The following is a 21,804-nucleotide window of genomic DNA, read 5'->3' on the forward strand; positions in this document are numbered from 1 at the left end:
TTGTCATGCAAGGGAGATGGGGGAGTTCTAAGTTGAATCAAAATCACAATTGGATCGGGGTGGGTTTAGTTCCATCTAGCGAACATATTCCTGAGATTAAGCAGGTGAACTAAAAAGCTTACAAGTGACTGCGTCTCTCTAATTCAACTATCCATTGCCTGTAGCTTTGCATAAAGGCATAGGTAAAGTGTGAGCCACCAAATATATGTAATTTGGGGTTGAAAAAATTGACTGTAATCAAACAAACCATGGCAAATCTCGTTCCTGATATTAGCACCCATACGTTCAACCAATAGACCTTTTATGATAAAAATAATGTCTTCAGTTAGAACCTCTTTTAAATCAGGAGAATACAAAACTTTGTTAAGAAGATAATCATCTTGAATCACATCAGGCTTAGAAGCAATAAAACCGTGCTGCTTCAAAAGATGACGTAAGGAGTTTTCCAATTGTGGGATCAATAGAGATGCTGCAATCACGAGATCTCCCTGTAAGCCAGCAAGCAAGCCTCTAGCATAGAGAGGTTCACGTCCTTGAGGAATGAAGGGATTTTCATCAACAATGAAAGATAAGTCATCTAATCTCGTATCATGCTCAGAGCAAATTTGCTTACAAGCAGGGGTAATAAGGTTTAGTCCATACCAGCCCTGGTAAAAGTTTGCAATTCTGAACATTTTATGTTCTATGCTATCTTCACCATTTCCACTAATAGCTTTTGTTTTTCCTTCCTCATCTATGAGAGCAGTTGGGATGCAATCTCGAAGTTTGTATGACTCCGTATCCTGCTCCGCCTCTTCTTTTAAATCATCAAGGTTACTAATTAGGCTGCTATATCTAAATGCTAGAGAATAAAGAGCATCGCGAATTGACTTTCCTGTTACTAACTCTCTAGCTTTTTGTTGCATTTCAGTATCGTCGAAATCAATGGGAATGCTGACCATCCGAGACATAGACTTTTGCTGATAATCAAGCATTATCTGGTGCAATTCTTGTATGCGCTCAGAAGTATCTTGCCTTTTTCTAAAAGTATCTTCAATCGTCCTGAAAGCTTGAATAGCACTTTTAAGGCGTCCAGCCGCCACAGCATAACTGTTGGGTTCTTTCCCAATGAAAGCTTGCTGAGCGTACCAAACCTCCGCGTCTGCAATATCCCACATCGCTCTACGTTTAGCTTCTTGATCGCCAGCTATCTTGTGCCACTTGCTCTCTATCTTACGATAGGCTAACTGTTGATAATAATCTTGCAATTTATCTGCAAAGACCGCTTTTTGAGCCGCAACAGCCGCATATTTAGCTGCATAACCTGGAAGATGATCGCTATAGATAGCTTTCAGACTTTTCTTTAGCTCTTTTTGAAGTACCTTCATGGCACTACCCGTCAAAAATTCATTCTCTACATCTGCATAGCGATCTATGAGATTGTCAATATGTTGAGCAACTAGGCAACCCATTTTTTTACTCTTATTACCATCAATTAGTGGTGCTAACTGTGCTGCTCGTTGTATTCGATCGTGGCAGCTTGTGTATTCATCAACATCTTCAAGAGTTTTTGCGGATTGAAGGTAAGACTGTACAGCAACTCTAGCCATTTTGATTGGTCTAGCCCTATCTGTATCTCGCTTACAAACCCATAGAATATCGGCTATTCTTGCTCTCATTTCAGGATCGCTTACTGTCGTGATTAACTCTCTCAAGATGGCTAAGTCATCATCGGACAATCTTTCTGAGATCATCTCTTCCATAAAGGAAGTATTATTTGAACCAGTAAGCGCCATCGATAGACAGGTTATTTTACTCAAGAATGTAAAAATATCCTGAGCTAGGCTGTCACCATACAATTGATATTCTTCAGCTTTAGCTCGAAATGCTTCACTGTAGTTATGACATTTCTTTGGGTTTGTTTGAGCTAATATTTCTGCCCATTGATACTTAGTGAAAAATGACGGAATTTTTTGTGACATATTGACAGGCGTCCTTAATCCTCTTTAGCCGCTTCCTTCTGTAAGCCAAGTTGCTCGCGAACCGCCTTTAACGATTTCCCCCGCTTTACCTTCGGGCGAACGCTTTGCTCTGGCAGATCAGAAGCCGAAAGAACGTTCTTTTTTAAAGCCGCCTGTAGAAGATTTAATTCGTCTTGCAGATCTTCGAGTGATTCTCCGAAAGGTGCGATCGGCTTTTCCGAACAGGCAGCTATCGCACCGTGATCATCATAATATACGGTACGAATTGTGTAGCCATTATCCTCAAAGAACACCCGATAATCCCAGTGCATCATAGTTCTCCCTCTTCTCCTTGAAATATGTACTTGTTTCTCGGCTTGGCAGCGATGCGCTCAATACTGACGATTCTAACTTTCTCCTCAACGTTATACAGAACGCGGTACATACCTAGCCTCAATTCCCATTCCGCTGTATCGTTTGGACGCAGGTGCTTCCGGTTGCGCGTCTCTGTCGTTGGCTCATAAGAAAGGTTTGCCTCAATACCATCAAGAATTACATTCTGTTCGTATTTCTTAAACCACTGCAAATCCTTGATCGCTTGGTCTGTCAACTCAATTTCAAACACGGTGGCTATCTATAGTGCAGAAGTGTTTCAAGTAATTGTCTAGGCTACCATTAACATTTCCAGCGAGGAAACAGGGAGATGGGAGAGTTCTCTGGTTGACTCAATTTTGCAACTTGACCGGGGCGGGTTTAGTCGCATCTGGGTAAAGTCAGAAACGATAGTGGTGAAACCCGCCCCTACACAAGGGCGCTACGATGATCTGCTATTTGGCATCAGTGTTTGTGTTTATGTCTCAAGGCTTTAGTGATTTTTTTCCACTTTTCCTTCTCAGCTAACGAGGCTTTTTGGTCTTGTTTCCTTGCCAAATAGGAGAGTTCTTTTTGCAGTTTCTGGTAACTCAGGAAACGCTGACTATCAAGCGTGCCATCTTCTAAGGCTTGTTGCACAGCACAACTGGGTTCATCCTGGTGTTGGCAATCGCGAAAACGACAGTGCTGGGCTAAGGTATCGATATCGGTAAAGGTATCGGCTAAACTGTCCTCATCTGCCCAGATCTGAAGTTCCCGTATACCCGGAGTATCGATCAGCAACCCCCCTGAAGGCAGAGGAATAGAGGAATGTTGACGTTAGCCTGAGAAACGACGCGATCGTGCTGTTACCAATTGGGATAAACTGATATCCTAACCTATCCCCGCAGTGCTATATCTTGATTCAGAGAAGCGATCGCGAAATTAAACCTCAAGCTGACACAGCCGCTAAACTGGCTGGGATGGTTCGCCCGACGGCGGCGGCGATAGGGTGTAAGTGATCAACCAACTGCACCATATCATCTAACGATAAAGCTTGACGGGCATCCGATACGGATTTTTCTGGTTCTGGATGACATTCGATGATTAATCCATCCACACCCGCCGCAATAGCCGCTTTCGCTAAGGCGGGAATTAATTCCCGTTTGCCCGTGGCATGGGATGGGTCTACAATTACAGGCAATGAAGTCATCTGCTTGAGTGCTACAACTGCCCCTAAATCTAAAACATTTCGGGTATAAGTATCGAAACTGCGAATCCCTCGTTCGCACAGTACCACCTGAGAATTTCCGTGACTGAGAATATATTCGGCTGCCATAACGAATTCTTCTACAGTCGCCGCTAATCCCCGCTTCAGCAAAATCGGTTTATCAACTTGACCCAAGGCTTTGAGTAAATCAAAGTTTTGCATATTACGACTGCCCACCTGAAGCATATCAGCATGGGCAGCCACTAACTCGATTTGGGAAATGGACATGACTTCCGTCACCACAGGAATCTGATGACGCGATCGCACCTGGGATAAGATCTCTAGTCCCTCTATCCCTAATCCTTGGAAGGAGTAAGGAGAGGTGCGGGGTTTGAAAGCCCCCCCCCGTAACGCCTGAACCGGGGCGCGTTGCAGTTGTGTTGCAACCGTTTCCATTTGTGATCGACTCTCCACCGTACAAGGACCAGCAATAATCACTAATTCCTCACCTCCGAAGACGATATGATCCGACAGATGAACCAGAGTTTGGCAATCGGATTGAGTGGCAAGTGTAGCATTCAACATCAGACTAATTCCTTTAAACAATGAATGGACAACAAAAAACCCGGTTCCTTGCAGGTTCCGGGTTCTGAGAAAATTTAAACGCAGCATTACCTACCCGGAACCGCTTCGGAACCAAAAAAAGTAAAATCCGTAAAACCCGTTACTCAGGTAGGTTGTCATCAGATACTCCTTAACCAACAAAAAGACCGCAGCGTTTGCTCTGCGGTCCACCGGGGGGTTCCATGAGGAACTTTGCTCACCTCCGGTGAACCTCCCTAAACCAAAAATAAAAGTAGCTTTTGCCGTTGAGCATTGCTGGGGACTTTCTATGAAATGTAAACGAAATGCCTTTAACTCAATACAATAGCAAGCTGTTTTGGCAATGTCAATACCCGATCAAGATCGCGTTTCAAGGGTGAAAATGAGGCAGACAGGAATGTCTCAAGATTTTTTACTACAAGCACACTACAGTCTCCCAAGTTTTCGCACCCGATTCAGCCGAGTAGAAACGGGTGGGATTACTAGCTCACGATACACAAGAGGTATTGCGATCGCCAAATCTGGTTGTAGTACAACTCAAGAGGCGCCAAACTCGTCCTGTAAGGCTTCATCATTATCATCTGCGATCGTGGCTACGATAGTAATAGCGCGAGAAATTTCTCCTGGGGATAATTCAGCCACCGTGCGCGACGATAACACCACCACTTGATCATCCACAATGCCAAAACGGGCTTCAAAGGTATCAGACCAGTTCATTTCCAGAAGCCTACGCATCAATTCCGCTTCTTTTTCAGCCGGGAGGTTCAGCACCGAAGACCAAACGGTAAACGTATCCTCGTCTGTAGAACCCGTTAATTGGACAAAGACTTCAACGCTACCATACTTAAACTTCCACAGATAGCCTTCCTCGTTATGGCTTACCATAGCGCTGTCATCTTGTTCCAGGCTGGAGATGACTGTTTCAATCGTTTCTACATAGTTGACAGTAGCTTGGTCTTGGATAAACTCCGTGGAGACAATCTCTTCCGTTGACAAGCTTTCTGTAGACACCGTTTCTGGATTCGATTTTTTAGTGGTCATAAACGTTTCTCTATAGCAGGTGGTATTTACCTAATCTGGCAATTTATCTCACGCCATAATCTTGATTTGGCGTCTTGATATGTGGGAGTAGACCCAAGCTTATTTTATCGGTTAAGTTCGATATAGCACTACGCACTAAGCTTAGGACATAGTGAACGGCTGAAACAGCGAAGTATCAATAATCAACCTTCTGCCATCTGCCTCCTGCCTTCTGCCTTCTGCTATAACTTCCCCCCAAAGAGCCCGACCCCCGACATCTTCAAGACGTCGGGGATCTTAATTGCCAAGAAAGATTCTACACCGTAGCGTCTTCAGGCTTATGAGCAATCCAATACTTGCTCATAAAGTGGTTTTGAGTTGTAATTGCTTCAAAACCCGCCTGGGTGAGGCGTTCGACTAAATCATCAGTAATATAGTGTCTATAGTAAGGTTCGTGGAACATGGCAGGGAAGTTTTTCATCATGGTCATGAATTGGGGAAAATCAATCGCCTGAATTGAGTCACAGATAACAAACACGCCTCCCGGTTGAATCACACGGAAGCATTGCTCAATGATGCGCTGACGTATAGACGGTGGTAGTTCGTGGAAGAGAAACACACAGGTGACACCGTGGAAATAATTATCCTGATACGGTAGTTCCTCCGCCTTCGCCTGCATCAGTTGGGGTAATTCTCCCAGAATCTCTGATAAGAGTTGATTGGCTTTACGCAAATAAGCCGGGGATAAATCTGTACCAAATAGAGACGCTTTGGGCAACGTTGCCCGAATCATTCTCAGAGTCCGACCCGTTCCACAGGCGACATCAAGAACCCTAATCTGTTGAGGCACAACCGTATCAAATGCCTTGAGTCCGTCCTTTAATGGGGCAAGTACGCGCCGCCGCATCGGATCAGCCCCACCATTGAACAGAAGTTCGACCTGCAAGTCATACAGGTTGGCTGAGGCATCACTCAAGTAACCATCGGTTTGGTAATGGAAGTTGCGCCGATAGTAGTTGGGATAATTTTCGATATCAATTTCTGGCGAGAACTCCTGAAATCGATTTTGGTAGGTTCGTTCCCATCTGTTTGGCATATCTAGCCAATCTAATGGATAGTAGCGCAAGAAGTCTTGCCAAGGGGTATCAAACAGCAGGCTTACCGGATACACGCCTCGTTCGGCATCCTGCCAATCGGTTTCCATAATCTGCTCGAACCTTTGCCGAAATTGTTGCAGGATTTCTGGAGATAGGGGTTGGGTTTTGAGTTTATTAAGGGGAGGATGGAGGACATTCAGTAGTTGAGAACTGAGGTTTTTGTGTGCCAGCGCAAAAGCGGCTTTTCCTTGCTGGAATGTTTGATATGCCAGTTTTGTGAAAGTATCAGCCATGAGTGGTTAAGCTGGTTGTTACCTGATCGTCGTTTGTAAAGTATTGTAACTAAAAATTTAGAAAAGTTTTTTCCGGCTTCCCCGACTTCCCCTGCTTGCAGCATTAAAGAGAGAGACAGGCAGAAAAAAAGCCACCCTGTCAGGATGGCTTTTTCGGTCATTTTGTGCTATGGGCTGAGACTAGACATCGTAGTAGAGGGAAAACTCATAGGGATGAGGACGCAACCGCATCGGGTTGATCTCATTGTCGAGTTTGTAAGCAATCCAGTTGTCGATAAAGTCTTCGGTGAAGACACCAGTGCTAGTCAAGAAGGTATGATCCTTCTCTAAATGCTCTAAAGCGGCTTCCAGAGAACCAGGAGTTGATGGGATTTTGCTCAATTCCTCTGGCGAGAGGTCATAGATATCCACATCCAATGGTTCGCCTGGATCAATTTCATTCTTAATCCCATCCAGACCCGCACACAACATCGCCGCAAAGGCAATATAGGGATTACAGGTCGCATCCGGACAACGGAATTCCATCCGCTTCGCCTTGGGATTGTCACCAGACAGAGGAATCCGGATGGAGGCGGAACGGTTTCCTTGGGAGTAAGCCAAGTTCACAGGCGCTTCAAACCCTGGCACCAAGCGCTTGTAGGAGTTGGTGGTTGGGTTGGTGAAAGCTAATAAAGCGGGGGCGTGTCTGAGTAAACCACCAATGTAATGCAGCGCCGTCTTGCTCAACTTCGCGTAGCCATCGCCGAAGAACAGGGGTTTCCCTTCTTTCCAAATCGACTGGTGGGTGTGCATCCCTGAACCATTGTCGTTAAAGATTGGCTTGGGCATAAAGGTGGCAGTTTTGCCATACTTCTTGGCAACGTTTTTAATCACATACTTGTACGTCATCAAGAAGTCACCCGCTTCCACGATAGGCGCAAACCGGACACCGAGTTCGTTCTGTCCCCCGGAAGCAACTTCGTGGTGATGCTTTTCAATCGGCACCCCACACCGACCCATGGTCAGCAGCATTTCGGTACGCATATCTTGCAGCGTATCCGTCGGCGAGACGGGGAAATACCCTTCTTTGTAACGAGGCTTGTATCCTAAGTTACCGCCAGCTTCTTCCCGTCCAGAATTCCAACGCCCTTCCACGCTGTCTACATAGTAGAACCCTTTGCTCTCCGTTTGATCGAAGCGAACATCGTCGAAGATAAAGAACTCCGCTTCCGGACCAAAGAAGGCAATATCGCCAATTCCTGTGGATTTCAAAAAGTCCAGTGCTTTCTGAGCGATGGTGCGGGGATCACGGTCGTACCATTCACCCGTGCGGGGTTCCTTGATTGAGCAGATCATGCTCAAGGTTTTTTCTTTCGTGAATGGGTCAATCCAAGCGGTTTTCGGATCGGGCACCATTGCCATGTCGGACTCGTTAATGGATTTCCAACCGCGAATACTCGACCCATCGAACGCTACCCCGTCTTCAAAAGCACTTTCGTCTATTTGATCGTAGTAAAACGAGCAGTGCTGCCAGATTCCTGGCAGATCAATGAATTTGAGGTCAATAATTTTAATGTCTTCGTCTTGAATCAGTTTCAAGACCTCTTGGGGCGTTTCTGCCATGAATGACTCCTTTTGTCAAGTGGACGATTGTTTAGAAAAGTTCAAATAGTTGAACGATCGCGGAAGACTTGTTCAAGTTCTCACCAACGGCGACAGACGGTGATGCCTGTTTTCAACCTGACGCTTAGGACTACCGGGGAGATTAGGAATCAACAAAACCTGTCTCCGTTGTATCTGACTCATCCTAGGGAGAGGCAGAGGGAGCTTTTGTATCCAAAGTTACAGAATCTCATTTCCTGATTCTGGAGATCCTCAGAAAAAGATTAAATTGTGTGAAATATTACAAAATGATAAGGATTGACCCTCTTGTGTTTGTCAATCCACTCAACCATGACGTATTCTAGTGCAGATAAGCCAAGTTGCCTTGGCAGCAATACTGAGACAGTCCAGGTTATGGGATAAAAAACGGTGCAGAAATTCTCATTCTAGAGACTTTTGATGAGAGCGCCACAATAACTGGCAAGATAAATAGATAAAGATATATAGATTGGGAGAGCCTGTTCATGCGGGATGCGATTACAAGCCTGATTAGAAATTACGACATTACTGGTCGTTACCTAGATCGCGATGCGATCGATTCACTCAAATCTTACTTTGACAGCGGTACAGCCCGAATCACGGCGGCTGCTGTGGTCAATGCTAATGCAGCCTCAATTGTCAAGCAGGCTGGGTCGCAACTCTTTGAAGAAGTCCCGGAATTGATTCGTCCGGGTGGTAATGCTTACACAACTCGTCGCTATGCCGCTTGTCTGCGGGATATGGACTATTATCTCCGCTATGCCAGTTATGCCCTGGTTGCGGGGAGTATGGATGTCCTAGATGAACGAGTTTTGCAAGGGTTACGGGAAACCTATAATTCCTTGGGGGTTCCCATTGGTCCGACGGTTCGCGGTATCCAAATTATGAAAGATATCGTCAAAGACCAAGTCGCTGCTGCTGGAGTGACTAATACGGCATTTGTGGATCAACCCTTCGACTACATGACTCGTGAATTAAGCGAAAGCGATATTTAACGATTTCGGCGGAAATCCCCATCTGTCCATACGATGGGGATGAATAGCCTTTCTGCAAAATCTAATAAACTAGAAACATTAGTTGGAACTCCAACTATAATAATCCGCAAAAACCAAGCGGCAAAATAGAATTACTTTTGGGATAAAGTATAGATTCCCAAAGCAATCAATCCTAGGGCAAGAACCTGTCTGATGCCAAAGGGTTCTCCCCAAATTAAATGAGCCAAAAAAGCGACGGCTACATAGCTAATCGAAACGCTAGGAAAAGCCACGGAAACAGGGATTTGCCGCAAGGCAAAGATGTAGAAAAGGGAAGCACAGAAATAAGACGACAATCCCACAATAATGTAGGGCTGAAGAAAGAAAAACTTATTGCCAATACCCTGCATAGCGCCAGCTTTAAGGCTAAGTTGCCCACCGATACCGATCATAATCGAAATAACTAAAGCAAAATAAGCATTCACAAACCAAGTCTCCAATCCAGTAAACCAATATTAGTCTGACTGTCACCGAAATCAGCGTTAGCAATAGCTTTCATACAATGTCCGCCGAATTAACTGTAATATCAAATCCGGGTTAGCTACCCCCGTTATAACCCAGTCCTGACCCTCGCGGACTACCCTTCGGGAAGGCTTCGCATACATTAGTGTAGCAGCGATTTCAATCGCCGTGGCAAAAGGCGGATTTAGTATAATATGCTTCTGCCTTGTCTTCACCGATAGTGTAAGTATTCCAGTGGACATAATATCAAATCCTCATTATCGGCATGAATCTCAGCCATCTTGAGCAAGATCCTGACTTATTCCGACCTATTTTGTGCTTGATTCCTGACTTTTTCCGATTGAATTGACCAAGATGTGGTGTCAAACTTGCAAGTATCCACTGAAAAACTGATGGGGGTTGAGAACTTGACTGAGACGACCTTGGATCAGTTCCTACAACAACAACCCGAAGGACAAATTGTTGGCTTGATTGACCGCACGGTAGGCGCTGATGCCGTTGTACTGAATACAAAGAAATATCCAAACCTCAAGTCTCTCTTAGATCTTAAGCGATTAGTGGAGCAAGAGCGATCGCAAGGACGACAGTTAACCCTCACCTTTGCTGGCGATACCCCCAGTGAATACCTGGCGCTAGTCTTAAGTACCAAGTTTGAGGCGTTTAAGCTGGAAGACTTTCAAGTTAAAAAAGTTGCGGATGCGTCTGAAGCCGATGTAGGGGAATGATTTATCGTTACCTGGATGGCAACAGCTATAAAAACTCATACCCAATAGCGAGCAAGATGCTCGTACTCCTGTTCCCTATTTCCTGTGCCTCGATTTTAATCTAACCAATCATCGATGGGATTGGCTTTAAAATGAATCGGTGGTTTCCTGGTGTTAACCGTTGGCGGAGCCTTTTTTCCTGGCTTCCGTTGGGTTGGCGATTTGGATAAACCTGGGGATGGTGAATGACGGGCTGGCGGTGGTGAGGCTGAGTATTTTGACTTACGAGCCATTTGTCTACGTTTAGCCGCCGATTGAGAACGTAAGCATTCATGGGCTTCATTCAGTTCTTGTAACTTGTGCTGGGCTTTCCGTTGTAGGCGGGGATGACCCACAAAACGGTCAGGATGCCATACCCACGTCATGTCTAGATACCCTTGGTGGACTTCCTCGGGTGAGGCATTAGAATCTAAATCCAAGACTCGGTAGTATCGTTCTACGTCTAACATCTACAACCATCCTCACGACTGACTGCAATATCTTGATATTGATAAAAATAGTAATTCAAGTTCTCTGTTGTTGTGGCTGAAATCATGCAAAACAATACATCTGTTTAGGAAAGATATAATTTGTAAGTTTTCGTTAACGTAAGTTAACAATTTTAAATCTTCCTGTTCACTCACTGGTTGAGAGTGTGAGCGTTTTTATAGCGATATATGTCATATCATATCAAGTTACCCGTTCTTAAGTTGAACAACCATAACTAACCGAGAGAAGTTGGCAAAATAGGTAATTAGACGGAGATCAAGTAGTATATTTCCAAGAGAGCGTGTTGAAAAAGGTGTCTGCACAGAGGAGGGGCAGGTTGAGACATCGCTATAACGCTTTGAACCTTTCACCCAAAACCCAAACCTGCCCTTACCCTAGCTTTTCAGGTGCTTTTCACACACCGTCTAGTTGTTTAAGTTGAGTAAAAATGCAGTTAGCAGCACGAGTTGGTCAAGTCTCTCCCTCTCTCACCCTAGCGATTTCCGCCAAAGCCAAGGCGATGAAACTCGATGGTTTGGATGTGTGTAGTTTCAGCGCCGGGGAACCGGATTTTGATACCCCGGCTCATATTAAGGCGGCGGCGAAACAAGCCCTAGATGCAGGGAAAACCAAATATGGACCCGCCGCTGGGGAACCGAAATTACGACAAGCGATCGCAAATAAACTGCGCCGAGATAATGGGTTAGAGTACCAGCCGGACAATATCATTGTCACCAATGGCGGTAAACATTCCCTGTTTGGTTTAATGCAAGCGCTGATTGAACCTGGGGATGACGTGATTATTCCCGCCCCCTATTGGCTTTCCTATCCGGAAATGGTCAAACTGGCAGGGGGTAAGCCGATCATTGTGCAAACGGATGCGTCAACGGGGTATAAAATCACGTCAGAGCAACTCCAGGCGGCGATTACGCCCCAAACCAAGCTATTTATCCTCAATTCCCCCTCGAACCCCACCGGGATGGTGTATACCCCAGAGGAACTCAAAGCCCTCGCCCAAGTGATTGTGGAACGGGATATTTTAGTCGTCTCGGATGAAATTTATGAAAAGATTCTTTACGATGGCGCTCAACATCTGAGTATTGGTGCTATTGGATCGGATATATTCCAGCGTACAATCACCAGTAATGGGTTTGCCAAAGCCTACTCGATGACAGGTTGGCGTGTGGGATATTTAGCGGGTGCTGTGGATTTGATTAAGGCGGTTACCACGATTCAAAGCCACAGTACTTCTAACGTTTGTACCTTTGCTCAGTATGGCGCGATCGCCGCCTTGGAAAATCCCCAAGACTGTGTAGAAGAAATGCGTCTGGCGTTTGCTAAACGTCGCCAAGTCATTTACGAACGCCTGAACACCATTCCGGGAATTAGTTGTCCTCAACCCAATGGCGCGTTCTACGTCTTTGCCGATATCAGCAAAACTGGACTCAAATCTCTAGAGTTTTGTAATAACCTTTTAGAGGCTAAGAAAGTGGCGACCGTTCCGGGGATTGCTTTTGGTGTCGATAACTGTATCCGTCTGTCCTATGCTACTGATATGTCATCCATTGAAAAGGGGATGGATCGATTGGAGAAATTTGTGCGCCAGTTAAGTTGAGCGGAGAGACTCCAAATGCACTCAGGGCGGGTTTTGAATAAACGTTATCATCAACAGCGAAACGAAAATCCCTCGCGCCCGCCCCTACAATTCGGTTCCCTGAACGAAGCCAAGGGTCAAAACCATGTCCAACTAGCGAAGCGAAGGATAAACACTCAACACTCAACACTCAACACTTATAACTTTTCCTTAAAAATTAGGAGATAACACTGATGACCTATAAAAGAATATTAGTCGCCCTTGACCATTCCCCTCAAACTGAGGGAATCTTTACCCAAGCCCTAGATCTAGCTAAACAAGACAACGCCGCATTGATGCTCTTTCATTGCTTGCCTGTGGAAAACCAAGGCGTGGGTTTTTATGGAGATATGTTTGGTAGAGAATTGGTTGACTTCTCCCGTCGTATGCAAGAAAAAATGAGAAAGGAAACGGATGAAACTCAGAAATGGCTGGCTGGCTATTGCCAGAAGGCAACAGATGAAGGCGTGGCAACAGAATGGACATGCAAAATCGGAGATGCTGGGAGTGCAATTCGAGACCTGGTGAACAGTTGGGATGCTGATTTAGTGGTTATTGGTCGTCGAGGTCGTCGGGGTTTAACTGAAGTGCTTTTAGGCAGTGTCAGTAATCATGTTGTTCACCATGTTCGTTGTTCCGTTTTAGTGGTGCAAGGGGTGGCGAATGAAACGTCGGAAACCTAGTACAAGAAGGCAGAAGTCCGCAGGCAGATGGCAGAAGGCTATAAGGAACATAATGTAGCTGCTTTTAAGGAGCTTGTTAACTGGTTAGTATTTGAAGCCGCGCTGCACTAGTTTGTCTCATGTCTCACGTCATGCTCACGTCATTAGTAAGCCTTTGACCTGTCTAAGTCTTTGATATCATAGGGTTCGGACAAAATTTTAACGTTAACCAGCGTCTATGAACGATAAACTTAGGCTGAGAAGTTGGGTTAATTTCAAGAAACAGAGTCTCAGTTTAACCCAGAGAGTAAAATTAGGTGGGGATCACGGTGAGCCAACCCAGACGTTGATGCCGGGGAGAAGATTGAAATGGCAACCTTTCGTCGGTTTCTTAAGCAGTTTGCTAATCGTCGTGGTATTGGGATGGCACAATCCGCCCGCATCGGCGCAACGAATTAGTCAAGCCAAAATTGTGGAAATTTTAGGGGGAAATCAAGCCTATATCCAAAATCGACCCGCCAAAGTTAATGCGGTGGCGACTCTGGGACAAACAGTGAGTACCAAACAAGCACGGGTGAATTTGCTGTTTAATAATAATGCAGGGGTGCGGTTAGGACAAAATTCAGCACTCACCGTGGGGAGTCGCTGTGTGCGGCTACGAAGTGGTAGAAGTGTCGTTTCGGGGGCGCAAGGATGTGTGGGTTCAATTACCGCGGTGACACGGGGAACGGTTTATTTAATGGAATTAGATGAAAATGAACAAGCGCAAGTGAAGGTTTTACAGGGCGAAGTCGCCTTGAGTGAACGGTATAACCTGTGGAACCCTCAGCCTGTTTTGTTGCGTCAAGGTCAAGGCATTAATATTAGTCCAGAGGGAGTGTTAGGGACGGTAATAGACCTGTCAAAAGCGGAAATCGAAGAAATTGTTACGGGGGCTTTGTTTGAAGGGTTTGATATCGAAATGCCGGGAATTGATAAACTGGAAGAAGTTTTGAATGAGCAGTTTCCGCAAATTGAGGTTCCGGATGTATTAAGAGACAATGTGCCGTCAATTCCCAATCCCTTTTAAGCGGTGGAGTTAGGGCGATGAATCACTGGTGGCAATGGCTAGAAAAACAACGAAGAAAACGCATTCGACGACGCCGTCGGAGTCAATACCAACCGTTTTGGCGTCCAGAACGAATTGGCTTGATGTTAATGGGATGCTGGGCGGTTGTTGGTGCTTGGGCGACGGTTTGGCAGGGGACACCTGTACAACTCGCTGAACGCCAAAGCCAAAAGTGGTTCATTGAATTGCGCGGACCCGTTGCACCTCCTGATGATATTGTAATTTTAGCGATCGATGATGAATCGTTGACAGCATCAGAACGTTACAGCAATCCAATTGATCCGAATAAAGCCTTGGTTGTCGATTTGCTCACACCGCCGTTTCCCTGGAAGCGAACCGCTTATGCTGAAGTGATTGAGCGTTTAATGGCGGCGGGTGCTAAGTCAGTGTCGTTTGATTTACTGTTTGATCTTCCCAGTGGGTATGGTACTGAGGATGATCAGCAGTTTAAACAAGCATTAACTAAATATAGCGATCGCATCATGCTAGCCGCCGCCTACGAAGATGCTGTTGATCAGCAAGGTAGCATTACTCATGAGTTGTATCAACCCTTGCCAGAGCTTTATTCTGATTCTGTACAGCTTGGGTTGGTCAACTTTTTACCCCCAGAAGTAGATGGGAATGTGTATCGGCTGGGGAGTGAATATAGCAAGCAAATTCTTCAGCCGTTGGGATTAGACACGATTCCTTCATTTGCCGAAGCTACGTTACAAGTCGCCAATGTTAACTATCCACCTCCGCAAGGGAGTCAGGTTTTTTTCTACGGTACACCCCTTCGTCATCAGAATGTGTTTACCACAATTCCATTTTGGCAGGTGCTGGCATCAGATTGGTGGCAGGTGCATTTACGAAAGGAAACGTTTAAAGACAAAATTGTCTTAGTTGGGACAACAGCCGATAAACAAAATATCGGTGATTTTGTCCCCACACCTATCCAATTCAATATGCCAGGGGTGAAGCTTCATGCTAACGCGATCGCTACCTTAATGGAAGGACATTCAATCGCCGTCGCTATCCCGAATCCATGGCTAGAGGGATTGTTTGTGTTTGTCCTGGTTGGGGGAACTGCTATCCTGTTGTATAAACTCCCCCGACGTACTGCGGCAAGCTTGTTTTGGGGATTGGGGATGGCAGTAGTTTGGGTAGGACTAGCATTTTTAGGCTATAGCAGCGCCAGACTGATTTTCCCCATTGCCGTCCCGGCGATCGCGATGACCCTAAATAGTTTTTCCTACTTTACAGCACTTTTTATTGGGGATCAAATTGAAAAACGTCGCTTCCGCAGTACCTTAGAACGGTATGTCGCCGCACCTGTGGTTCAAGAAATTCTCAAGCAGCACGATGATTATCAGGAATTACTCAAAGGACGTAAATTAAAAGCCGCTATTTTATTCTCCGACATTCGCGGATTTACTACCCTTTCCTCCCAAATCTCGCCTGTCCGATTAGTGCGACAACTGAATCGATATCTCAATGACATGGTTGAGGTGATTTTAGATGCTGGCGGTACCGTGGATAAATTTATTGGCGATGCGGTAATGGCAGAGTTTGGTTGTCCGGTATCTGAGGGGGAAGAAACCGATGCTATGAATGCCATTCATGCGGCACTAGGGATGCGAAAAGCCTTGCATCAGTTGCGCGAGGAATGGCGTCAGGAAGAACGAATTCCGTTATTTAATGGAATTGGAATTAACTATGGGGAATTAATTGCTGGGGATATTGGTTCTCAGCGTCGTCGAGAATATGCGGTGATTGGGGATGCAGTGAATGTAGCCAGTCGGGTAGAGGGGTTAACGAAGAAATTTGGCACAGATATTTTGATTACCGATTCTCTTTATCAGGTTGTCAAAGATAAGGTTGAGGTAGTGCCAGTGGGGGAAGAAGAGGTAAGAGGACGGGCGGGAAAAGTGAAATTATATAGTTTAATTGGGTTAAAGGGTGAGTCGCCGCAATTATATCAGCAGGTGCAGAGGGATTTGCAGGAATTTTTGCAGCAAAAAGAGAGTTAAGTATTAGTAGCGAGCAAGATGCTCGCACTACAATAATTTCGCCGTTATTGTAAGTGAGGTACACAGACAGATCCCCGACTTCTCCAAGAAGTCGGGGATCTTGCTTAATGATGAATAGCTTACCAGGAAAAATTAAAGTTAACAGTGGGGATTGTCATTTGTCCTTTGTCATTGGTCATTCGTATCATACACAAACCGCCTTGAACGTAAGCAGCCAAGACAGTTTGAGTGATATATCGATTTATTAAAAGTTGCGACTCCAGGCGTCCACTACCTCTGACCGCTCTGATGGGGAGTTTAGTCCCCCGTTGGTAGTGACAAAGTGGAGGAAGCGACAAAAACTCCACAACCGCCTCAGCTATCGCTGATCAGGCACTGTCCAGACATCTGACGTCGCTCTCCTTCGATGTCCGACAATGGATCACAGTGGAAAAACCTCCATCCAGTGCCGTTTTCCTTTGCTATTAATAATGTATCAACCCAGAACCGGGAAAACCATCACTCGTGAGGTAGAATCCCACTCAAACCTAAGGAGGAACTCGGATTCAGACTTGAGTCTATCGTTAGGAGTTCAAAACCGCGATCGCTCCTTTCAGGATTATCAGTTGTAAGGGTTGTGGTGCAAGAGTTAGAGACGATTGTCGCCGAGGATTAGTTATACCGAAGAAATGGAGAATTGCACATCGTAGATTTACTGATTTCCACTCAGTATAATCGCTGAGGCGCTGAAAATCTCGCCCCCTCGCCCATACAGAACAAACCGCCTTGGACATTAACCAAGACGGTTCGAGTGATATATTCATTTATTAAAAGTCACGACTCTAGGCGTTCACTACCTTTGACCGCTCTGATGGGGAGTTTCGTCCCCCATTGGTAGTGACGAAGTGGAGGAAGCGACAAAAACTCCACAACCGCCTTAGTTATCGCTTATCAGGCACTGTCCAGACATCTGACGTCGCTCTCCTTCGATGTCCGACAATGGATCACAGCGGAACAACCTCCATCCAGTGCCGTTTTCCTTTGCTATTACTAATGTATCAACCCAGAACCGGGAAAACCATCACTCGTGAGGTAGAATCCCACTCAAACCTAAGGAGGAACTCAAATTCAGACTAGGCTCTATCGTTAGGAGTTCAAAACCGCGATCGCTCCTTTGAGGATTATTAGCTGTAATGCTTGTTATACAAAGGATAGAGACAATTGCCGCAGGTGTAGGACAAAAGAAGAAAAATTGAAATCGCTTTGACCCTGAGCGACTTGTACCGAGCGAAGTCGAGGTAAGCGACGCCCTGAGTGTGCCGAAGGGTCGAAGGGTCAATCCCTTGTAAGGTAAATGTTTTTCTTCACTATTGCCCATTGCCTATTGCCCATTGCCTAGCGCGTAGCGCTATACCTTAAAAATCCACCCCTCGCTTCAAATCCACCCCTTTGTCACAATAATGCTTATGACAAATCATCTCCGAATGAACCGTCGCCAATTCAAAATAAGCGGGTTGATTTTTACAACGACCTGTGATAATAACCTCCGTATCACGAGGTTTGCGTAACAGCGCCTCGACAATCGGTTCAACCTGCAACAGTTCCAAGTCAACCGTCGGATTCAGTTCATCCAGAATAATTGTTTTATACAACCCCGACGCTAACGCCGCCCTAGCAATTTCCCATCCCCGTTCCGCTTCCACATAATCCAAAATCTGCTGCTGTCCCCGCCAAACGATCGCATCTCGACCACAACGCTGATGATCCACCAGATTCGGGTAACTTTGACGCAATGCGGCGATCGCGGCGTCTTCAGTATATCCGCTTCCTCCCTTCAGCCACTGCATAATCATCACCCGGTGGGATTTATCCGTACTAATTCCCCGACCAATGGCTTGTAACGCCTTCCCTAACGCATTGGTCGATTTTCCCTTCCCCGCACCCGTATAAATTTCGATTCCCTCAATCCCCTGTTCCCGAGAAACCGGGTGATCATGAGGAACCGACTCACTATGTAAATCCGCCAAATCCAACAGCGTTGGTGGTGTTCCGCGTCCGGTAACAATCACCTCCAGAGACGGCGGTTTATTTTTCAGGGTTTGCACTACCTCCTCAACCGGAAGTAATCCCAAATCCAGCAACGGATTCAACTCATCCAGCACCACAACCGAATAGAGATTGGATGCGATCGCGCCTTTCGCCACATCCCAACCGCGCTGCGCCTCTAGCGTATCAAACCGCGTCACTTCCTCTTTGGTAAAAAACTCACTTCGTCCCGTGCGAACCTGATCAATCAAGTGAGGAAACGCCCGTCGCAACGCCTCAATCGCCGCATCCTCGTCATAGTTGCGTCCCGGTCCCTTGAGAAACTGTAACAATAAGACCCGACTGGATTCGGCACAGTTAATCCCCAAACCAATTGAGCGCAAAACCACGCCCAATGCGGCTTGAGACTTCCCCTTACCCACGCCATCATAAACATGAATCTGACCGGTGATGCGTTCTGTACGCTCAGCCGCCGTGCGAATACCAATACCTGTTCTGGTCATGGACGATCCTTAAGACTTTACCCCAACTCAGTTTAGCGATATAACCGGGAATGGTAAGAATAATATTTATCCTCTTATCCCTGCCAATCTAATATAGTATAAACAAGCCAGACAGTTATCCCCGTCGTCGTCACGAGGAATAAGGCAGAATGTCAGAGGTTCCCAGGATGTAACATGGATCGTCTCTAACGAAAGCGAGTATACGGAAACCATTATGATAGATAACATAACTATTGTTTTACCCCTCCAACTGATTCTCTTTCAAATCTTATTCCTGTTAGTCGCGATCGCCCTAGAAGCCAGGGTCTTGCACCGGCGGCTAAACCTTACTCGTAAAACCAGTGTGCAATATGCTACCTCGTTGAATTTATGGAGCGTTGTCCTGGGTTGGTTAACCTTTTTCGTTCTAGAGAGTTTGTTGCCCCAACTTCTGCGGATTCAAATTGTAAATTTTATTTTATTTGATCATCCCATAGGCAGTCAGTTAGATACACCAAATCCTCAACTAATCTCTATTGGTATCGTAATTTTCTTTTTCAGCTTTACCATCAAAATAATCGGATTGGAAATTATAAATAAATGGATTCATGATCAACCAGAACAGTTTAAAATGAGTTCCGATGTATCTAACAAAAGACCTAGCTTATTTAATCAACCCAAGCGGAAGATTACCCAACCTCAACCCAATCCTGCCTTTGCTGTGCTACTGGCTAATGCCTATAGTTACAGTGCTATTTTGCTGATTTTAATATTACGGTTTATGGACTTGAATGTTCTTGAATTGAATACTCTATTCTGATACCCAACCTAGAAATACCGAAATTGAACGGTTTTCATACTGTTCTAACGATCTCCAATTCTCTTACCTTTATTTTCCGATTAAACCAATGATTAGGCAAATTCTAAACAATATATTAAATTGGATAAATAACCTCCTAAGAACTATATTTGCAATCTTTAACCCGGACACAGCTTTTTCTTGGCAGACCCTAATCGGGTTAAGCGTATTCTCGTGGGTAATGTCATTTTTGGCGACGAATATTTTCACAATTATATTAGCGAGTTTTAGTTGGTGGTTTTTAATTTTAGGTGTCTATTGGGCAACAACTAGCAATAAAGACATCAGCATTGGTAAAGTCCTCTTAAGTCCCTGGATTACAGGAGCGCTGGTTACCATTTATATTTTTGGCATTGTTACAGGCGAATTATCAGCCGACGCTTTAGTCGTCTGGCCCCTGATATCGGCAATAATTGCCGCATTACCCACTTGTTTAGGTGAGAATTTTCAACCCAAAATTCCCGACAGAGACAAACGTCAACCGCTGGTGTGGTTATTCACGAGTCAGTTGATACTAAGCAGTTGGTTTCAATTCTATTTTTTGGTAGAAAACTGGTTAGTTCAATATCCCACAATTGCGGCTGATACATTTGAAAAAAGTGCCTTTGTGGTCAGACTATCAACCGATGAACCGAAACAAAGGTTACCCCGTGGGACTACCATTTTAGATTTGGTAGCATCTCGCTTAGAAGAACAGCTCAATAACCAAGAGTGGTCAGATGTCGAACAAATTCTTCTGATTCGAGAACGCGAAAAACTGCATCAGCTAATTAAGCAGATTGACGCCGAAGTCAGGCAAGAAATTGCCTCTCCCGATATCAAAGAAGACAACTTGTGGCAAGAAGTGCGTCCCGGTGATATTTCGCTCCGGGAGTCGGGGTATAACTTACAATTAAACACCCTTTGGCAAGGTCCACGATCGCAAATTAAACCCAACGTACTCACTAAGTCTTGTGAGATAATACCTGTCAATCGTGAAACTGATACAGGTATTAGTCCCATCAGTCAGGTAGAATGTGATCCGGTAGAAGGATGGGGCGTCGCTGAACCGATTGTTACCTCTAAAGCACCAAGTTTATGAATTATCGACTCAACGAATGAATTAATAAAACACAAAGGACATAAGACCAAGGACAAATGACGAAAACTTTAGGTAGAATTTGGACAATAGCAACAAATGGGTTTCAGGAAGTCATTCGCGATCGCATCTTTTATGTGATTGGCTTTTTTGCCCTGCTGTTGGTCGTTGCGCTACCACTCCTGCGGGAAGTTGCAGCCACCACAGAAGATAAAATATTTATGGATTTAGGTCTAGCGGCAATTGGTCTTTTAGGCGTCCTAGTTGCCATATTTGTCGGTACAGGTTTGATTAATAAGGAAATCGAAAAACGTACCGTATTGGTTTTAATTCCTAAACCTATTTCACGAGCAGAATTAATTATTGGTAAGCATTTAGGGTTAGTGGGAGTCCTAGCAGTTTTAATTATCGCCATGACTGCTATTTATTTAGCTCTCCTTAGTTTCAATGGCATTAATTACCCCTTAGCTAGCCTACTGATTTCAGAGCTTTATCAGTTTTTAGAGTTAAGCCTAATTGTCGCCGTAGCGCTGATGTTTGGTGTGTTTACCAGTTCCATCCTCGCCACACTCCTAACCTTCGGCATTTATTTAATGGGACATTTGAGTCGGGATGTGCTGGAGTTAGGAAAACTCAGCGAAAATGCAACGATAGAGACGATAACTCAAGGGCTTTTCCTCGTCTTACCCGATTTATCCGGTCTAAATTTGAAAAATGAGGCGGTGTATGGCTTGCTTCCTGCCTCTGGAATCCTCCTAAAAAATGCCGCTTATGCCATATTCTACACAATCTTGCTGCTGGCGATCGCGATTCTGATTTTCTCTCGACGTGAATTTTGATCCTTCCCTTGGCTCAAGAAAACCGGGTTTGTAGGGGCGGGTTTAGGGACTTTCTGTTGGCTATTGATGGTAACAACGTTTGTACAAAACCCGCCCTGACTCCCCCATCTCCCCTGTTCCCTGTTCCCTGTTCCCTGTTCCCTGTTCCCTGTTCCCTGTTCCCTGTTCCCTGTTCCCTGTTCCCTGTTCCCTGTTCCCTGTTCCCTGTTCCCTGTTCCCTGTTCCCTGTTCCCTGTTCCCTGTTCCC

Annotated in this window: 19 protein-coding genes and 3 pseudogenes; 10 read left to right on the plus strand and 12 right to left on the minus strand. The window is 45.2% G+C overall.

Going from position 1 to position 21,804, the window contains the following annotated elements; genetic code table 11:
- Positions 1-143: 143 nt before the first annotated feature.
- The 8 genes and pseudogenes from RIE73_RS25910 to glnA all read right to left on the minus strand — a co-directional run bounded on the left by RIE73_RS25910 (position 144) and on the right by glnA (position 8,116).
- A complete protein-coding gene (locus tag RIE73_RS25910; protein ID WP_446403916.1) occupies positions 144-1,961 on the minus strand; it encodes a DUF4209 domain-containing protein in 1,818 nt (605 codons plus the stop codon).
- Between the two features lie 14 nt (positions 1,962-1,975).
- Complete coding sequence (locus tag RIE73_RS25915; RefSeq protein ID WP_446403917.1) at positions 1,976-2,275, minus strand: hypothetical protein; 300 nt, start codon at positions 2,273-2,275, stop codon at positions 1,976-1,978.
- Entirely contained in the window at positions 2,272-2,550 is a 279-nt protein-coding gene (locus RIE73_RS25920; protein ID WP_446403918.1) for a type II toxin-antitoxin system RelE family toxin, read from the minus strand. Before RIE73_RS25920 ends, RIE73_RS25915 begins: the two co-directional genes overlap by 4 nt.
- Positions 2,551-2,777: 227 nt before the next feature.
- Positions 2,778-3,116: pseudogene (locus RIE73_RS25925) on the minus strand (ribosome small subunit-dependent GTPase A); the annotation flags it as partial.
- A gap of 127 nt (positions 3,117-3,243) precedes the next feature.
- Entirely contained in the window at positions 3,244-4,086 is an 843-nt protein-coding gene (gene aroF, locus RIE73_RS25930) for a 3-deoxy-7-phosphoheptulonate synthase (RefSeq protein ID WP_446403934.1), read from the minus strand.
- Positions 4,087-4,641: 555 nt separating this feature from the next.
- A complete protein-coding gene (locus RIE73_RS25935; RefSeq protein ID WP_446403919.1) occupies positions 4,642-5,145 on the minus strand; it encodes a YbjN domain-containing protein in 504 nt (167 codons plus the stop codon).
- A gap of 295 nt (positions 5,146-5,440) precedes the next feature.
- Complete coding sequence (locus tag RIE73_RS25940) at positions 5,441-6,514, minus strand: class I SAM-dependent methyltransferase (RefSeq protein ID WP_446403920.1); 1,074 nt, start codon at positions 6,512-6,514, stop codon at positions 5,441-5,443.
- 180 nt (positions 6,515-6,694) lie between these two features.
- Entirely contained in the window at positions 6,695-8,116 is a 1,422-nt protein-coding gene (gene glnA, locus RIE73_RS25945) for a type I glutamate--ammonia ligase (protein ID WP_446403921.1), read from the minus strand.
- 503 nt (positions 8,117-8,619) lie between these two features.
- Here glnA and apcB point away from each other — a divergent pair.
- Positions 8,620-9,129 (plus strand): allophycocyanin subunit beta, encoded by a 510-nt coding sequence (gene apcB / locus RIE73_RS25950; protein WP_446403922.1) that lies wholly within the window; start codon positions 8,620-8,622, stop codon positions 9,127-9,129.
- Between the two features lie 131 nt (positions 9,130-9,260).
- Here apcB and RIE73_RS25955 read toward each other — a convergent pair whose 3' ends face one another.
- The gene (locus RIE73_RS25955; protein WP_446403923.1) at positions 9,261-9,593 is read right to left on the minus strand and encodes an EamA family transporter; all 333 of its coding nucleotides are present in this window, start codon (positions 9,591-9,593) and stop codon (positions 9,261-9,263) included.
- Positions 9,594-10,037: 444 nt separating this feature from the next.
- On the opposite strand from RIE73_RS25955, the pseudogene RIE73_RS25960 reads away from it, so the two are divergent.
- Positions 10,038-10,340: pseudogene (locus RIE73_RS25960) on the plus strand (hypothetical protein); the annotation flags it as partial.
- 110 nt (positions 10,341-10,450) lie between these two features.
- Here the strand turns inward: RIE73_RS25960 and RIE73_RS25965 are convergent.
- The gene (locus RIE73_RS25965) at positions 10,451-10,843 is read right to left on the minus strand and encodes a J domain-containing protein (protein WP_446403924.1); all 393 of its coding nucleotides are present in this window, start codon (positions 10,841-10,843) and stop codon (positions 10,451-10,453) included.
- A gap of 467 nt (positions 10,844-11,310) precedes the next feature.
- On the opposite strand from RIE73_RS25965, the gene RIE73_RS25970 reads away from it, so the two are divergent.
- The 4 genes from RIE73_RS25970 to RIE73_RS25985 all read left to right on the plus strand — a co-directional run bounded on the left by RIE73_RS25970 (position 11,311) and on the right by RIE73_RS25985 (position 16,274).
- Positions 11,311-12,477, plus strand: coding sequence for a pyridoxal phosphate-dependent aminotransferase (locus RIE73_RS25970; RefSeq protein ID WP_446403925.1), 1,167 nt, complete (start codon positions 11,311-11,313; stop codon positions 12,475-12,477).
- A 212-nt stretch (positions 12,478-12,689) separates the two neighbouring features.
- The gene (locus RIE73_RS25975) at positions 12,690-13,178 is read left to right on the plus strand and encodes a universal stress protein (protein WP_446403926.1); all 489 of its coding nucleotides are present in this window, start codon (positions 12,690-12,692) and stop codon (positions 13,176-13,178) included.
- Between the two features lie 217 nt (positions 13,179-13,395).
- A complete protein-coding gene (locus tag RIE73_RS25980) occupies positions 13,396-14,226 on the plus strand; it encodes a hypothetical protein (RefSeq protein WP_446403927.1) in 831 nt (276 codons plus the stop codon).
- Between the two features lie 17 nt (positions 14,227-14,243).
- Positions 14,244-16,274, plus strand: a complete 2,031-nt coding sequence (locus tag RIE73_RS25985; protein WP_446403928.1) for a CHASE2 domain-containing protein — start codon at positions 14,244-14,246, stop codon at positions 16,272-16,274.
- A gap of 563 nt (positions 16,275-16,837) precedes the next feature.
- Here the strand turns inward: RIE73_RS25985 and RIE73_RS25990 are convergent.
- Both RIE73_RS25990 and RIE73_RS25995 read right to left on the minus strand, forming a co-directional pair.
- The gene (locus RIE73_RS25990) at positions 16,838-17,077 is read right to left on the minus strand and encodes a hypothetical protein (RefSeq protein ID WP_446403929.1); all 240 of its coding nucleotides are present in this window, start codon (positions 17,075-17,077) and stop codon (positions 16,838-16,840) included.
- A 591-nt stretch (positions 17,078-17,668) separates the two neighbouring features.
- Entirely contained in the window at positions 17,669-18,802 is a 1,134-nt protein-coding gene (locus RIE73_RS25995) for a cob(I)yrinic acid a,c-diamide adenosyltransferase (protein WP_446403930.1), read from the minus strand.
- A 214-nt stretch (positions 18,803-19,016) separates the two neighbouring features.
- On the opposite strand from RIE73_RS25995, the gene fraC reads away from it, so the two are divergent.
- The 4 genes and pseudogenes from fraC to RIE73_RS26015 all read left to right on the plus strand — a co-directional run.
- A complete protein-coding gene (gene fraC, locus RIE73_RS26000; protein WP_446403931.1) occupies positions 19,017-19,601 on the plus strand; it encodes a filament integrity protein FraC in 585 nt (194 codons plus the stop codon).
- An 88-nt stretch (positions 19,602-19,689) separates the two neighbouring features.
- Positions 19,690-20,721, plus strand: a complete 1,032-nt coding sequence (locus RIE73_RS26005) for a DUF5357 family protein (protein ID WP_446403932.1) — start codon at positions 19,690-19,692, stop codon at positions 20,719-20,721.
- Between the two features lie 56 nt (positions 20,722-20,777).
- The gene (locus tag RIE73_RS26010; RefSeq protein WP_446403933.1) at positions 20,778-21,557 is read left to right on the plus strand and encodes an ABC transporter permease; all 780 of its coding nucleotides are present in this window, start codon (positions 20,778-20,780) and stop codon (positions 21,555-21,557) included.
- 56 nt (positions 21,558-21,613) lie between these two features.
- Positions 21,614-21,804: pseudogene (locus tag RIE73_RS26015) on the plus strand (hypothetical protein); the annotation flags it as partial.

Origin of the sequence: Coleofasciculus sp. C1-SOL-03, assembly GCF_040220555.1 — a bacterium.
Classification (GTDB): Bacteria; Cyanobacteriota; Cyanobacteriia; order Cyanobacteriales; family Coleofasciculaceae; genus Coleofasciculus.

Bases quoted from the DNA above. Each gene is read 5' to 3' on its own strand.
- RIE73_RS25910 (WP_446403916.1), bottom strand. From the start codon at position 1,961: ATGTCACAAAAAATTCCGTCATTTTTCACTAAGTATCAATGGGCAGAA.
- RIE73_RS25915 (WP_446403917.1), bottom strand. From the start codon at position 2,275: ATGATGCACTGGGATTATCGGGTGTTCTTTGAGGATAATGGCTACACA.
- aroF (WP_446403934.1), bottom strand. From the start codon at position 4,086: ATGTTGAATGCTACACTTGCCACTCAATCCGATTGCCAAACTCTGGTT.
- RIE73_RS25935 (WP_446403919.1), bottom strand. From the start codon at position 5,145: ATGACCACTAAAAAATCGAATCCAGAAACGGTGTCTACAGAAAGCTTG.
- RIE73_RS25940 (WP_446403920.1), bottom strand. From the start codon at position 6,514: ATGGCTGATACTTTCACAAAACTGGCATATCAAACATTCCAGCAAGGA.
- glnA (WP_446403921.1), bottom strand. From the start codon at position 8,116: ATGGCAGAAACGCCCCAAGAGGTCTTGAAACTGATTCAAGACGAAGAC.
- apcB (WP_446403922.1), top strand. From the start codon at position 8,620: ATGCGGGATGCGATTACAAGCCTGATTAGAAATTACGACATTACTGGT.
- RIE73_RS25965 (WP_446403924.1), bottom strand. From the start codon at position 10,843: ATGTTAGACGTAGAACGATACTACCGAGTCTTGGATTTAGATTCTAAT.
- RIE73_RS25970 (WP_446403925.1), top strand. From the start codon at position 11,311: ATGCAGTTAGCAGCACGAGTTGGTCAAGTCTCTCCCTCTCTCACCCTA.
- RIE73_RS25975 (WP_446403926.1), top strand. From the start codon at position 12,690: ATGACCTATAAAAGAATATTAGTCGCCCTTGACCATTCCCCTCAAACT.
- RIE73_RS25980 (WP_446403927.1), top strand. From the start codon at position 13,396: ATGAACGATAAACTTAGGCTGAGAAGTTGGGTTAATTTCAAGAAACAG.
- RIE73_RS25985 (WP_446403928.1), top strand. From the start codon at position 14,244: ATGAATCACTGGTGGCAATGGCTAGAAAAACAACGAAGAAAACGCATT.
- RIE73_RS25990 (WP_446403929.1), bottom strand. From the start codon at position 17,077: ATGAATATATCACTCGAACCGTCTTGGTTAATGTCCAAGGCGGTTTGT.
- RIE73_RS25995 (WP_446403930.1), bottom strand. From the start codon at position 18,802: ATGACCAGAACAGGTATTGGTATTCGCACGGCGGCTGAGCGTACAGAA.
- fraC (WP_446403931.1), top strand. From the start codon at position 19,017: ATGATAGATAACATAACTATTGTTTTACCCCTCCAACTGATTCTCTTT.
- RIE73_RS26005 (WP_446403932.1), top strand. From the start codon at position 19,690: ATGATTAGGCAAATTCTAAACAATATATTAAATTGGATAAATAACCTC.
- RIE73_RS26010 (WP_446403933.1), top strand. From the start codon at position 20,778: ATGACGAAAACTTTAGGTAGAATTTGGACAATAGCAACAAATGGGTTT.